This is a genomic window from Streptomyces sp. NPDC001492, from assembly GCF_053597275.1.
Genome location: NZ_JBSFHW010000053.1, coordinates 53,245 through 65,342, shown reverse-complemented (window position 1 = coordinate 65,342; position 12,098 = coordinate 53,245). Strand labels below are relative to the sequence as shown.

Below are 12,098 nucleotides of genomic sequence, written 5' to 3'. Positions count from 1 at the left end.
GCGGCGCTCGCCGCCGAGCTGGGCTACGGCTCGGAGAGCGCGTTCAGCACGGCGTTCAAGCGCGTTATCGGGGAGTCGCCGCAGCGCTACCGGGCTCGCGTGCGCCAAGAGGCCGTTGCGATCCCGGGCCGGTGACGGAGATCAGCCCTGAGCGGAGCCGGCACGCCTCGGTACCTATCCGGGCTCAGGAGAACTCGCGGAACACCGGCCGGGGCGTTCTCAGCGTTCGAGGGCCGCGGCGGCGATGTGCAGAAGCCGATCGTCGCTGGCCCGGGCGCCGTCCCAGATCGACGTGAGGTTGGTGATCTTTCCCCACGGGTCCAGCTCGATCGCATTCATGCCGCGAGGCACCTGTCCGGTGGCGGTCCATTCGTAGCCGCCGCCGGCTATGCCGCCGACCACGTGCCGCACGGCGGTGCCCGGTCCGACGAACGGAAGCTGACTGCCGGCGTTGCCGAGGAACGAGGCGATGCTGCGCCGTCCGACGACCTGGACGTGGGAGACCAGGTCGGTGAGGGAAGCGTCCGGTGCGAACAGCGCCGCGGCGTGCGCGGCATCGCCGGCGCGTAGCGCCGTGGCCAAATCGTCGACGACGCTCTTCAGGCGCGGTACAGCGGTTTCGCCGACGGTGGATTCCTTGAAGTCCGGCGGGAACTGGTCGTCCGGCAGCTTCGCCGCGTCGAGATTGGCGATCCCGAAATGCCGGCCGTCCCAGTAGTCGACCCAGCGCACGATCTTTCCGTGCTGGAAGTTGACGACGCCGATCGTGCGCAACTCCGACGGGCCGAACAGCCCCGGGGTGTTGGTGAAGAAGACCACCGCGCTGGTGGCGTCCCCGAGGATCCGGGTCGGGTAGGACTTCGCCCCGGCCGGCCAGGTCGGCATGTACTGGGCGAAGACGTCGTGCACGCTTTGCCAGGTGTAGGACGGCCAGCCGAGAGTGGCGTCGATGTAGGTGACCGGCGACTTCGCGAAGTGCGCCATCGTCGCCTCGACGTCGGCCGCGCTCTTGTCACGGAAGTATGACCCGAACAAACGCGCGACTTCGGGTGAGGCGTGCGAGGTGTCCACCACCGTCGGCACGCCCGGCACCTGCGTCGGTGTTTCGGCGTACGCCGCGGTGCCGGGCAGGACCATCGAGGTGGCTACCGCGGCGCCACCGACGGCAGCGCCGGTCAGCAGCTTGCGCCGGGACAGTGCGGGCCTTTGGACTTTGTTGATCATGTCGGTACTTTCTGGCGGTCTCAATGGGGTCGTCCCAGTCCTCGGATCCGTGTCGGGCCCGAGCCATGCGATCTCGACTCCGCGCGGGCGGGTTCCAGAAAGGCTGCTCGCCCGGCGCATTCGAGGTCTTCTCACTTCGAGGGTTGGGTCCGCCGCCGCGCTGAGGACAGCGGTGGCGATGAACAGGCGGCGGTGACGGTGGTCATGACGGTGCGGGTCCGGTCAGAAGTGGTGCGGGCCGAAGCGTCCCCAGGCGATCAGCGCGAGGCCTGCGATGAAGACGATGTTGACGGCGGCTATCTGAGCCTCGGAGCGGCGCAGGTGGACCGCTGTCCCGCCGAGGGCCAAGGCCAGTCCGCCGGCAGCCGCCCAGGGGACCAGCCCAGGGGCGATGTTCACTGCGGACGGGAGGATCAGGCCGAAGCCGACGAGCAGTTCGAGCACGCCGATGGCCTTGACCATGGCGTCGGGGAACTGCTCGACCCAGGCGAACACGGTGACGAGTTTCTCGCGGGGCATGGCCAGTTTCATGATGGCGACCGCGACGAATACCGCGGCGAGAACGCCCTGGACGATCCAGATGAATGTATTCACTGATATGTCTCCTTGTCAGTACGTTGCCAAGTGGTATTGAGCGGGACCAGCACCTCATCGACGGTCTCGGCCAGGAAGGCGTCCTCCACCGCGGTGTCCGGGGTGAAGGCCCGGTCCCAGATCAGCGCTGGCCGGGTCAGGGGATCGGGACGATCTTGCCGTGCGCGTGCCCCTGTCCGAGCTGCATGACTGGCACTTCGCGTCCGCCATAGCGGTCGAAACGGACGGCGCGCTCCTCGGTTGTCATGATCACCCTCTTATTAGCGCTGATAGCAGAATCCGCTTAGCGACGTTCGGAGCGAAGATAGCACGTACGTGATAACGTTGCTACATGAGCGTGGAGAACCCCGAACTGACCGAGGAGAACACCGGCAGCGTCCGCGACCGGATCCTGGCCGCGGTACTGCGCCTGCTGGCGGAAGGCGGCGCGTCGGCGGTCTCGACCAGGGCGGTGTGCGCCGCCGCCAAGACCAACGCGCCGACGATCTACCGGCTCTTCGGCGACAAACGGGGACTGCTGGACGCCGCCTCGACCGTCGGCTGCGCCGTGTACCTCCGGAACGAGCTACCCGGCGACGGCTCCGGCGACCCCGTCGAGGATCTGCGCGCCAACTGGCATGCGCACGTGCGCTTCGGCATCGACCACCCGGGCCTGTACGCCGCCATCCAGGCTGACCCGCGTCCGGATACGGCACCGGCAACCGACGCCGTGGCCAAGCAGCTCCGTCCGGTCGCCGAGGCCGGCCGGCTGCGGGTGAGCGAGCAGCACGCGGCGCAACTCGTCTGCGCCACCGTATTCGGCCTGGTCGACGCGCAACTCCAACTGCCACCCGAGCGTCGCGACCCGGCCGTCGCCGACCTCACCTGGAACGCCGTGGCCGCGGCCATCCTGCTCGACGAACCCGCCGCACCGGACCCGGGCCCAGCCGCCGCCGCGATCGCCCTGCGGGCACGGCTGCCGCAGACCACCGCCGTGCTGACCGACCGCGAACGAGGCCTGCTCGAGGAATGGCTCGACCGCATCGCGGCCCACCCCAACACGTGACCGAACACGACACCCGCGACGACGAACGACCACAGCACCATCAAGGAGCGAACATGCCGACCGAGATCCCCCCGGCCACCCTGCGCACCCGCGTACGCATACCGCTGAGCTTCGCCGACGGCTACCACGTCACCGTCGAGGCGGCCACCTTCCACGGCCTTGTCGACGGCGCCGAACACGTCGCGCTGATGTTCGGCGAGCGGGCCGGAGGCGTCACGCCGCTGGTGCGGATGCACTCGGAGTGTCTGACCGGCGACGTGTTCGGCTCCGCCCGCTGCGACTGCGGACCACAACTGCGCGAGGCGGCCGAACGGATCGAGAACGCCGGCGGCGGCGTGCTGCTCTACCTGCGCCAAGAGGGCCGCGGCATCGGCCTGTACAACAAGCTCGACGCCTACGCGCTGCAGGACACCGGGCTCGACACGTACCAGGCCAACATCGCCCTCGGCCTGCCCGAAGACGGACGCGACTACACCGCCGCCGCCCAGATGCTCACGGCCTTGGGAATCACCGAGATCGACCTGCTGACGAACAACCCCGACAAGGGCCGCCAACTGCGCGACCTCGGCATCACGATCGCCGGCACGACACCGACGGGCGTGCACGCCACCGCGAACAACGCCCGGTACCTGGCGGCCAAGATCCGGCACACCAACCACACCATCGCCCTTGGCGACATGGCCTGCAGCGCCGCGTGACATCGTGAACCGCGCGAAGGATCATCACAAATGCCGACGGGCACAAGCGCGCAAAATGAGAGGGCGGTCCGTGGGGTGAGGCGGGGGTCGTCGGGGTCGATGGCACACAGGATGCGGCGGCTGCTGTCGCCCAGCCGGCGCTGCTGCCCCTTGGTGAGGCTGTCGAACACCAGCCGGCGGACTTCGAAGTCCTCGCCGCACTCGGCCTGATCCTGATCAATATCGGCGCAATCGCGACCCACGCCCGGCGCAAGGAAGCCCAGGTCATCGGTGTCAACGTGGACCCGCTGCTGCTCGCCGCAGCGGTCGTCTAGGGCCGCTTCGGGCCGTACTCCTTCGGCTCTGACCCGTCCAGCCGCCACAACCGTCCGTCCAGCACTACGAAACTCCACGAGACATCATGCGTGCACTTCACGTTCCGACCGCCGGCGACAAGCCCCAGATCGGCGATCTGGCCATCCCCGCTGTCGCCGACGGTACGGTGCTGATCCGGGTCAAGGCCGCCGCCCTGAACCCCGTCGACAACGCCATCGCCGCCGGGTACCTCACCGGCCTTGATGCCCGCCTCGCGCAGTACGGCAGCGATGTAGTTATGTGACACCGTGATTCCGTCGGTTGGGCGTAGGTTCTCGGCAAGCGCCCCGGTGGTCCAGCAGGTCAGGCCAGTGGTCAGCGGTGGAGGGGCCGCAGCCAGTTCCAGGGCGTGGGCCCGGACATGTTCGGGAACTCGGGTGCGGGCTCGTGACCGGCTGGCGAGTCCGGCGGCGCCGTGCTCGGCGAACCGGGCCACCCAGCGGTCGACAGTTGGAGCGGACACGCCGCATTGCGCGGCGACGTCGCCGCGAGTGCGGCCCTGCGCACGTAGCAGCACCATCCGTTGCCCGCGCCGCGATGACAGGGGCCGTGTGGGGTGCGGCCAGCAGCGCGCGGAGCTCTGCTTGTTGCTCCTTGAACGGTTGCATCCCATACGCTCGTGCCGTATCCGGCCAGTTCGGCGGCGAGCTGGCGGGCCAGGCGGGACTTGCCCTGGCCGCCCGGCCCGGTCACCAGCACCCCGGACAAGGTCGGCGGGCTCTGGCACCAGGTATGCAGATCCTTCAGCTCACTGCGGGGCCGGAACGGCACGTTAAACCCATCTGGCCCTCTGTCGCCGCGTCACGCGTTCGGGCTGCTCTGCCCTGCTCGACGTGCGGTGAGTCGCTCCCAGTTCCCGGACGCGACAGCGGTCCGCTCGGTTTCGGTTGCCGGGAGGTTTTCGATGAACGTCCGTGCTGCGCCGCCGGAGTTGTCGATGTAGGGGTAGTCCGTCGCTGTCATGATCCGGTCCGTGCCGACGACCTCGGACGCCCAGCGGAAGTACCGCTCGGAGAGGATGCCGCTGCCGGTCACCCAGACGTTCTCCCGCATCACTTCCGACAAAGGGCGCTGCAGGTGCAAGCCGGTCTCTTCAAGGATCGGCCGCCACCGTTCGAAGTAGAACAGCACGAGCTCGCCCCAGTGGCCGAGGACGACCTGCAGGCCCGGGTGCCGGTCGAAGACACCGCCGATCGCCATGCGCAGGAACTGCATGCCGGTGTCGTAATGCCAGCCGATCGCGGGCGAGGACAGGACGAAGTCCAGGTCGCCAAGGCCCGAGTAGTAGGCGTCGCGGACCGGCGCGGTGGGCACTTGGGGGTGAATATAGATCGGTGCCCCGAGTCGTTCGGCGACCGCGTACAGGTCATCGAAGACGCGGTTCTCCATGCTCAGGTCACCGGTGCGTCCGTTGATGAGTGCGCCGGGGAACCCGAGTGTGCCGACGGCGCGTTCCAGTTCGGCGGCGGCCGCTGCCGGGTCCGGAGTGGGGACCGCCGCGAAGCCCTGGAACCGGTCAGGGTGCGCGGCGACGGCGTCGGCGAGCACGTCGTTGGCGTGCCGGGCCATGGTCACCGCGTCAGGTGCGGGGAGATCCTGCACGCCGGGCGAGTTGAGCGAGAGGACTTGCACGTCGACGCCTTGATCGTCCATCGCGGCGATCCGCTGCTCGCCGAGGTCGAGAGCTGCCTGCTCCACGCGGCGCGTCCGCACGAGCACGCTGTCTGCCTCGTCGTGTCCGCCCGGAGCGTCCTCCCACACGTCCATGAACTTGGGGAGGACGAAATGCTCTTCCAACGCAATGATCTTCATGATGGTGCTGCCTTTCTCTCGCGGTCGGGCCGGTCGGCCCGATCCGTGGCGACCTGTTCCGTCGCTGTCCGGCACCGAGTGGGTCGATTGCGGTGACTCCGTCGCGGCGGTGCCTTACTGTGCTGCGAAAACCGCCCGCGCGTATCGCTCAAGGAGGGCTGCCTGCGCCGCCGCGTCGGGTGGCGCGTCCATGTGCAGCCACGCGTCGACCAGGGTCGTCATCCCTCCAGCGGCGAACAGTGCTGCTTCTGTGTCGGCAGCGGCCGGTTCGCCGATGTCCGGGTGCTCGCTGACGGCTCCGGAGAACACTCGTGCGAGCAGCACGGTGGTCTGCCCGTGGGCGAGTTCGCGCAGTGCGAGGAACACGTCCCGGTCGCGGTGGATGAACGCGAGGAACGGAACCAGTCCCTCGCGCCGCACCGCGTCGGTGAGCGCTTGCAGCGCGGCCTCCGGTTCCGGCGGAGCCTCCTGCCCGGCGCCTTCGAGCATGCGACGCACGAGCACTTGCGCCGCGAGGGGCTCGATCGAGTCGTAGTGGTTGTGCAGCACCTGACGGCTCAGTCCCGCGCGCTGCGCCACCGCGCTCATCGTCACCGGTGCCGCCTCTTCGACGAGGCTCGCCATCGCTTCCTGCAAGGCGCGGCGAGTCCGCCGGACCCGCGGGTCGGAGCCGCCGGTGCGGTTGCGTGGCGTCGCGACGTGTTCCACCAGGTCTGTCGGCTGACTTACCATGGCCAGTAGTTTACACCTGACAATAAGTGGACTGCTGTCAAAAAGTTGGCAATGAGGTTGACGAGTGCTCGACAGGGGGGAACGTCCATCCGAGACGCCGCAGCAAGCTGCGGTCGGACCGCCACCGGCGGGAACGCCCCGCCCGATGCAGCTGCGGCCACTCGGCATCGGCGGCGGCATCCACCGCCACAACTCCGACAGCACGACCACCGAGGCGAAGATCGTGACCGGTGCCGCCGGCCCACAGCATCACGCCGTGCCTGCCTGCGCCGTCAACGATGCCGAGGACGACCCGACGGCCTTGGAGCTCACCTGCCTGAACGTCGCGCCTCTCCGGTGTCACGCCGTCGGCAAGTGCGGTGTCGGCGAAGGCCGTTGATGTCCAGTTGATCGACGAGCTGGTGCACCGGGCCAGGTGGAGGGGCTGCAGCTGACCGGTGAAGACGGGCTGCTGCAGCAGCTGACCAAGCGGCTGCTGGAGTCCGCCCTGGAAGGCGAGATCACGGACCACCTCGGCTACGACAAGCACGACCCGGCCGGCAAGAACAGCGGCAACTCCCGCAACGGCACAGGCTCCAAGACCGTGCTGACCGACGTCGGCCCGGTGGAGATAACCGTGCCCCGCGACCGCCACGGGTCCTTCGAGCCGAAGATCGTCAAGAAGCGACAGAAGCGCCTGACCGGAGTCGACGAGATGGTCATCTCGCTCACGGCGAAGGGCCTGACCATCCGAGCGGGCCCGCTCCACCAGCATCGCGACCACCTGCTCGTCGGACCCAGGCACAGGCTGCCCCACCTGGGCACTCTCGACAGGCTCGACAGTCTCCGACTCCACGCCGGTATCAGTCACATGACGTCTCTCCCGTGATCGTCGGATCCGCCGTTAGATCTACACTCCCGGGCACGTTGGAGGGCTCTACCAGGTGCGAAACAGCATGGAGCCGGTCATCGGAGATCATTGCTTCTCGGTCTCCAGCCTGCCCCCTCCGAAGTGCTTGTCGATCAGTGCGGTTGCCTTCTCCCGTTGGCGGACGCTGATCTCGGCGGCGTACTCCTCCCAGCCGAAGACGCACGACGAGACGACTCCGTCGAATCCGACCGAGGCGAGCGCGGCGAACACCTCGTCGAAGTCGACCTCACCGCGGCCCATTTCGGCATGCTGGTGCACGCGCACGGTCGATCCGGGCGGGTTGACGATGTAGCGCAGCCCGTTGGAGGCGGTGTGGTCGAGGGTGTCGGCGAGGTGGACGTAGGTGACCTTCTCTGCTGCTGCAGTGATGATTCCGGTCGCATCGTTGCCCTGGTGGAAGGTGTGCGGCGTGCAGTACAGGAACGAGATCCAGTCCCGGTTCAGGCCGCGCACCATGTTCACCGCAGCGTGACCATCCTCGATGAAATCGTCCGGGTGCGGTTCCAGGACGAGCTTGACGCCCTCGCGTTCGAACACGGGTATCAGCTCGTCCATCGAGCGAAGGAACTGACTCTCCGCGAACTCGGCACCCTCGGGACGGCCGTTGAACTCGGAGTTCATGGTGTTGACGCCGAGGTCGACGGTCATCCGGATGGCGCGCTTCCAGGCCCGTACCGCGGCCTGCCGCTCCTCCTCGCCCGGCCCTGACCAGCGCAGCACCGGCAGGACGGAGGCGATGCCGACCCCGGCGTCGGCGGCGCGCTTGCGCAGCTTGGCCACGGTGGCGTCGTCGGCGCGCGGGTGGCTGAAGAAGGGGATGAAGTCGTCCTTGGGCGAGAGTTCCATCCAGGAGTAGCCGGCACGGGCCACCAGGTCGGGGAGATCCAGCACCGAGTGCGTGGAGTAGAACATCTGCGGATCGAGAGCGAGTTTCACTGGGGGTCCTCCGAGATCGGAAGCGAGGGTGGTCAGAGGGCCGACGCGGCGCTGTGCAGGTTCTTCGCCGCCAGGGCGAGTCCGTCGGTACGGGAGAAGGCGGCGTCCTCGTGCTCGATGTTGACGGCCATGTCCGGGTCTATCTCGGCGAGGGCGCGCAGGAACTCGGTCCAGTAGGCGACGTCGTGACCGAGGCCGACGGCGACGAACTTCCACGCCGGGTTCTCCGGCCAGGCGTTGCACCAGAACCCGTACCCGGTGGGGACCTTGTCCGGGGCGTCGGCCGGCACACGGGCGAACGAGGTGTCGAGGACACCGCGGATGTCGGCGCCCGGGCAGAGGGTCGCGTCCTTGGCCGCGGCGTGGAACACGAGCGGGCCAAGCCACTTGACGCATGCGATGACGTCCATGCCCTGCCACATCAGATGCGAGGGGTCCATCTCGGCGCCGACGTTCGTCAGCCCGCCCTCGTCGACCAGCCGCTTGAGGGTGACCGGGGAGAAGACCAGGTTGTGCGGGTGCATCTCGACGGCGATCCGGACGTCGTTCTCCCGGGCGAGGGCGTCGATCTCCTTCCAGAACTCGACGGCCACACCCCACTGGTAGTCGAGGACGTCCATGTAGACGCCGTCCCACGGGTTGACGACCCAGGACGGGTACGTGGCGTCGGGGTCGGAGCCCGGCGTGCCGGACATGGTGACCACGTGCCTGATCCCGAGCAGTCCGGCCAGCCGGATGGTGCGCCGCAGGTCGTCGGCGTGCTTCGGGCCGACGCCGGGGAGCGGGTTGAGCGGGTTGCCGTTGCAGTTCAGGCCGGTCAGTTCCATGCCCCGGTCGGCGAAGGTGGAGAGGTACTCCTCGCGCGCGGCGGCCGAGGACAGCAGCAGATCGACGGGGCAGTGCGGAGACGGGATGAAGCCGCCGGTGTTGACCTCGACGGAGGTCAATCCGTTCTCCTTGAGGATGTCGAGGGCTTCGGTCAGCGGACGGTCGTGCAGACAGGCGGTGTAGGCGCCGAGCTTGAGAGCCATGGGTCAGGTCCTTCGGTCGAGGAGGAGGTCAGGCCGCGGGCGGAACGGCGACGGACGCGCCGCCGCTGCGGGAGGAGTCGACGACGGCCTGGATGATCTCCATGGTCCGCAGCGCGTCGGCGAAGGTGGCGCATGCCGGCAGCGGCTCTGCGACCCCGGCGACCTGGTCCAGGAACGCCCGTGCCTGGTAGGTGAAGTTGTCGCCGTTGCTGGCGCCGACACCCGGTGCCTCCATCGGGACGCCGCCCGCGAAGTACGGCAGCTGCGGGCCGGCGATGATCTGCCGGGCGCCCCGGGTACGGGCGTCGGGCTGGGCGTCGTCGAAGAGGTACTCGGCGGGCCGGTGCTGGTCGAACGCGGCCCGCCCACCGACGCCGAGCACGTCGAAGGCGAGCCCGTTCGGCAGCCCGAACCCGGTGCGCGTCACGGAGAAGCTGCCGACGAGCCCGGACTCGAACCGGGCGGTGAAGGACGCGGTGTCCTCGTTCTCGACCTCGCCGAACTCGTCCGAGACAGGCGCCGCGTTGTGTCCGACGACCGCGCCCAGCGGCAGCGCACGCTTGGTGATCTGCGTCGACAGTACGGCACCGGACACCGAGGCGATCGGGCCGGCGATGTACTCGGCGGCGTCGATGATGTGCGAGCCGATGTCCCCCAGCGCACCGGACCCGGCTCCGCCCCTGAACCGCCAGCTCAGCGGGCCGTTCGGGTCGGTCGCGTAGTCGCACCAGTAGCGTCCGCTGAACAGGCTGAGGTCACCCAGTTCTCCGCGCAGCACATGGTCGCGGATGGCGGCGATGCCGGGCGCACGGCGGAAGGTGTACCCGACCGCAGTCACCACCTCGGCGGAGCGCTCCAACGCGGCCATGGCACGGGCGTCTTCGAGCGACCCGGCCAGCGGCTTCTCGCACAGCACGTGCTTCCCGGCGGCGACCAGCGCCTCGGCGATCGGCCGGTGCAGAGCATTGCCGACGACGATGCTGACCGCGTCGATGGTCGGGTCCTCCACCACGGCCTCCCAGCTCGGAAGTGCCTTCTCGAAGCCGTAACGCCGGGCGGCGTCCTCGCCGAGCGCCACGTTGGCATCGGCTATCGCGGCCAGCCGTACCGGCGGCAGACCGGCGCCGAAGACGGTGTTGACGTTGCGGTACCCGGCGGCATGACTGCGGCCGGCCATACCGGCTCCGATCACAGCGACGGAGAGCGGCTTGGGTATGGTCATGGAGCTGTCCTTCGAAAAGTCGTGGTGGGGGGAATGTCAGTTGGAGGTGGGGAAGGTGAAACCGGCGGCGACCTGCTGCTTGGGCTGGGGCCAGCGGGTGGTGACGACCTTGGGGCGCGTGTAGAAGCGGATGCCCTCGGGGCCGTGGATGGGGTGGTCGCCGATGAGGGAGTCCTTCCAGCCGCCGAAGGAGTAGTAGGCCATCGGGACCGGGACGGGGACGTTGATGCCGATCATTCCGACCTTGACCCGGCGCTGGAAGCGGCGGGCGGCTTCGCCGGAGGCGGTGAAGACGGCGGTGCCGTTGCCGTAGGGGTTGGCGTTGATGATGTCGATGGCCTCGTCGAGCGTGTCGACCCGCACGATCGCGAGGACCGGGCCGAACAGCTCTTCCTTGTAGGCGTCCATCTGGGTGGTGACGTGGTCGAGGAGGGAGGGGCCGGTGAAGAAGCCGTCCTCGTGACCGTCGATCTTGAGCCCGCGCCCGTCCACGACGACAGTGGCGCCCTGTGCCGCCGCTGTCCCGACCGCGTTCTCCACTCGCTCCTGGGCGGCCTTGGTCACCAGCGGGCCCATCTCGGTGCCGGGCACGTCACCGGGGCCGACCTTGACCTCACGGGCCTTGCGCTGAAGCACCTCGACGAGCCCGTCCGCGGCCTCGCCGACGGCGACCGCCACGGAGACGGCCATGCAGCGCTCGCCGGCCGAACCGTAGGCACCGGCGGTGATGTGGTTGGCGGCGAACTCCAGGTCGGCGTCGGGCAGGACGACGGCGTGGTTCTTGGCGCCGCCGAGGGCCTGGACCCGCTTGCCGTGCGAAGTGGCCTGCTCGTGGACGTACTTGGCGATGGGAGTGGAGCCGACGAAGGAGACGGCCTCGATGCCCGGGTGGATCAGGATCGCGTCGACGGCCGGCTTGCCCCCGTGGACGACGTTGAAGACACCGTCCGGCAACCCGGCTCTGCGGTACAGCTCGGCGACGAAGTTGGCGGCCGAGGGGTCACGCTCGGACGGCTTGAGGACGAAGGTGTTGCCGGTCGCGATGGCGACGGGATGCATCCACAGGGGCACCATCGCCGGGAAGTTGAACGGGGTGATGCCGGCGACGACACCGAGCGGCTCACGGAAGTCGTGCACGTCCACGCCGCGCGAGACCTGGTCGGAGAAGGAGCCCTTCAGTACGTCACCGAGGCCGCAGGCGAACTCGACGACCTCACGGCCGCGCACGATCTCGCCGCGGGCGTCGTCGACGGTCTTGCCGTGCTCGGCGCAAATGATCCGGCCCAGCTCCTCCTCGTGCTCGACGAGGAGCTGACGGAAGGCGAACATCACCTGGGTGCGCTGGGTGAGGGAGGACTCGGACCAGGTCTCGAACGCGGCGGAGGCGGCCCGGACGGCGGCGTCAACCTCCGCGTAGCCGCCGAGGACGACCCGAGCCTGTTCCTGGCCGATGGCCGGGTTGAACACCGCCTGGGTGTCCGTGCCGGAGACGGGTGCGCCGTTGATCCAGTGGGGAATGGTGTTCACGGAAGCGGTGTCC

At 68.7% G+C, this 12,098-nt stretch carries 14 protein-coding genes and 2 pseudogenes; 7 read left to right on the top strand and 9 right to left on the bottom strand.

What is annotated here, in order from left to right:
• The coding region (locus ACWC1K_RS42905; protein WP_450838819.1) for a helix-turn-helix domain-containing protein at positions 1 to 135 on the top strand (135 nt) is incomplete at its 5' end.
• Positions 136 to 219: 84 nt separating this feature from the next.
• On the opposite strand, the gene ACWC1K_RS42900 is transcribed toward ACWC1K_RS42905, so the two are convergent.
• Together ACWC1K_RS42900 and ACWC1K_RS42895 are read right to left on the bottom strand one after the other, a co-directional pair.
• Entirely contained in the window at positions 220 to 1,224 is a 1,005-nt protein-coding gene (locus tag ACWC1K_RS42900) for a twin-arginine translocation signal domain-containing protein (RefSeq protein WP_450838814.1), read from the bottom strand.
• A 222-nt stretch (positions 1,225 to 1,446) separates the two neighbouring features.
• Positions 1,447 to 1,818 carry a DoxX family protein gene (locus ACWC1K_RS42895; protein WP_450838812.1) on the bottom strand — a complete coding sequence of 124 codons (372 nt, stop codon included), beginning with the start codon at positions 1,816 to 1,818 and terminating at the stop codon, positions 1,447 to 1,449.
• 331 nt (positions 1,819 to 2,149) lie between these two features.
• Here ACWC1K_RS42895 and ACWC1K_RS42890 point away from each other — a divergent pair, with 331 nt between their 5' ends.
• The 4 genes from ACWC1K_RS42890 (at position 2,150) to ACWC1K_RS42875 (ending at position 4,159) form a co-directional block, all read left to right on the top strand.
• Complete coding sequence (locus ACWC1K_RS42890; RefSeq protein WP_450838810.1) at positions 2,150 to 2,863, top strand: TetR/AcrR family transcriptional regulator; 714 nt, start codon at positions 2,150 to 2,152, stop codon at positions 2,861 to 2,863.
• 53 nt (positions 2,864 to 2,916) lie between these two features.
• A complete protein-coding gene (locus ACWC1K_RS42885) occupies positions 2,917 to 3,561 on the top strand; it encodes a GTP cyclohydrolase II (RefSeq protein WP_450838809.1) in 645 nt (214 codons plus the stop codon).
• A gap of 140 nt (positions 3,562 to 3,701) precedes the next feature.
• On the top strand, positions 3,702 to 3,875 hold the full coding sequence (locus tag ACWC1K_RS42880) for a DoxX family protein (RefSeq protein WP_450838818.1): 174 nt from the start codon (positions 3,702 to 3,704) through the stop codon (positions 3,873 to 3,875).
• Positions 3,876 to 3,961: 86 nt separating this feature from the next.
• Entirely contained in the window at positions 3,962 to 4,159 is a 198-nt protein-coding gene (locus ACWC1K_RS42875; protein WP_450838821.1) for a hypothetical protein, read from the top strand.
• A 33-nt stretch (positions 4,160 to 4,192) separates the two neighbouring features.
• On the opposite strand, the pseudogene ACWC1K_RS42870 reads toward ACWC1K_RS42875, so the two are convergent.
• The 3 genes and pseudogenes from ACWC1K_RS42870 to ACWC1K_RS42860 all read right to left on the bottom strand — a co-directional run.
• Positions 4,193 to 4,435 (bottom strand): annotated as a pseudogene (locus ACWC1K_RS42870) (helix-turn-helix domain-containing protein); the annotation flags it as partial.
• A gap of 281 nt (positions 4,436 to 4,716) precedes the next feature.
• On the bottom strand, positions 4,717 to 5,727 hold the full coding sequence (locus ACWC1K_RS42865) for an amidohydrolase family protein (RefSeq protein ID WP_450838807.1): 1,011 nt from the start codon (positions 5,725 to 5,727) through the stop codon (positions 4,717 to 4,719).
• 114 nt (positions 5,728 to 5,841) lie between these two features.
• Positions 5,842 to 6,351 carry a hypothetical protein gene (locus ACWC1K_RS42860; RefSeq protein ID WP_450838805.1) on the bottom strand — a complete coding sequence of 170 codons (510 nt, stop codon included), beginning with the start codon at positions 6,349 to 6,351 and terminating at the stop codon, positions 5,842 to 5,844.
• Positions 6,352 to 6,604: 253 nt separating this feature from the next.
• Between ACWC1K_RS42860 and ACWC1K_RS42855 the strand changes: the two genes are divergently transcribed.
• Both ACWC1K_RS42855 and ACWC1K_RS42850 read left to right on the top strand, forming a co-directional pair.
• Positions 6,605 to 6,838 (top strand): hypothetical protein, encoded by a 234-nt coding sequence (locus ACWC1K_RS42855; RefSeq protein WP_450838803.1) that lies wholly within the window; start codon positions 6,605 to 6,607, stop codon positions 6,836 to 6,838.
• Positions 6,819 to 7,186: pseudogene (locus tag ACWC1K_RS42850) on the top strand (transposase); the annotation flags it as partial. The gene ACWC1K_RS42855 and the pseudogene ACWC1K_RS42850, both read left to right, overlap by 20 nt.
• Positions 7,187 to 7,414: 228 nt before the next feature.
• On the opposite strand, the gene ACWC1K_RS42845 reads toward ACWC1K_RS42850, so the two are convergent.
• The 4 genes from ACWC1K_RS42845 to ACWC1K_RS42830 are packed head-to-tail and all read right to left on the bottom strand — an operon-like array spanning position 7,415 to position 12,085.
• Positions 7,415 to 8,305: a sugar phosphate isomerase/epimerase family protein gene (locus ACWC1K_RS42845; protein WP_450838801.1), complete on the bottom strand. Its 891-nt coding sequence runs from the start codon at positions 8,303 to 8,305 to the stop codon at positions 7,415 to 7,417.
• Positions 8,306 to 8,337: 32 nt separating this feature from the next.
• Positions 8,338 to 9,336 (bottom strand): sugar phosphate isomerase/epimerase family protein, encoded by a 999-nt coding sequence (locus ACWC1K_RS42840; RefSeq protein WP_450838799.1) that lies wholly within the window; start codon positions 9,334 to 9,336, stop codon positions 8,338 to 8,340.
• A 28-nt stretch (positions 9,337 to 9,364) separates the two neighbouring features.
• Positions 9,365 to 10,558: a Gfo/Idh/MocA family protein gene (locus ACWC1K_RS42835; protein WP_450838797.1), complete on the bottom strand. Its 1,194-nt coding sequence runs from the start codon at positions 10,556 to 10,558 to the stop codon at positions 9,365 to 9,367.
• 36 nt (positions 10,559 to 10,594) lie between these two features.
• Positions 10,595 to 12,085, bottom strand: a complete 1,491-nt coding sequence (locus tag ACWC1K_RS42830) for a CoA-acylating methylmalonate-semialdehyde dehydrogenase (protein WP_450838795.1) — start codon at positions 12,083 to 12,085, stop codon at positions 10,595 to 10,597.
• Positions 12,086 to 12,098: the final 13 nt, after the last annotated feature.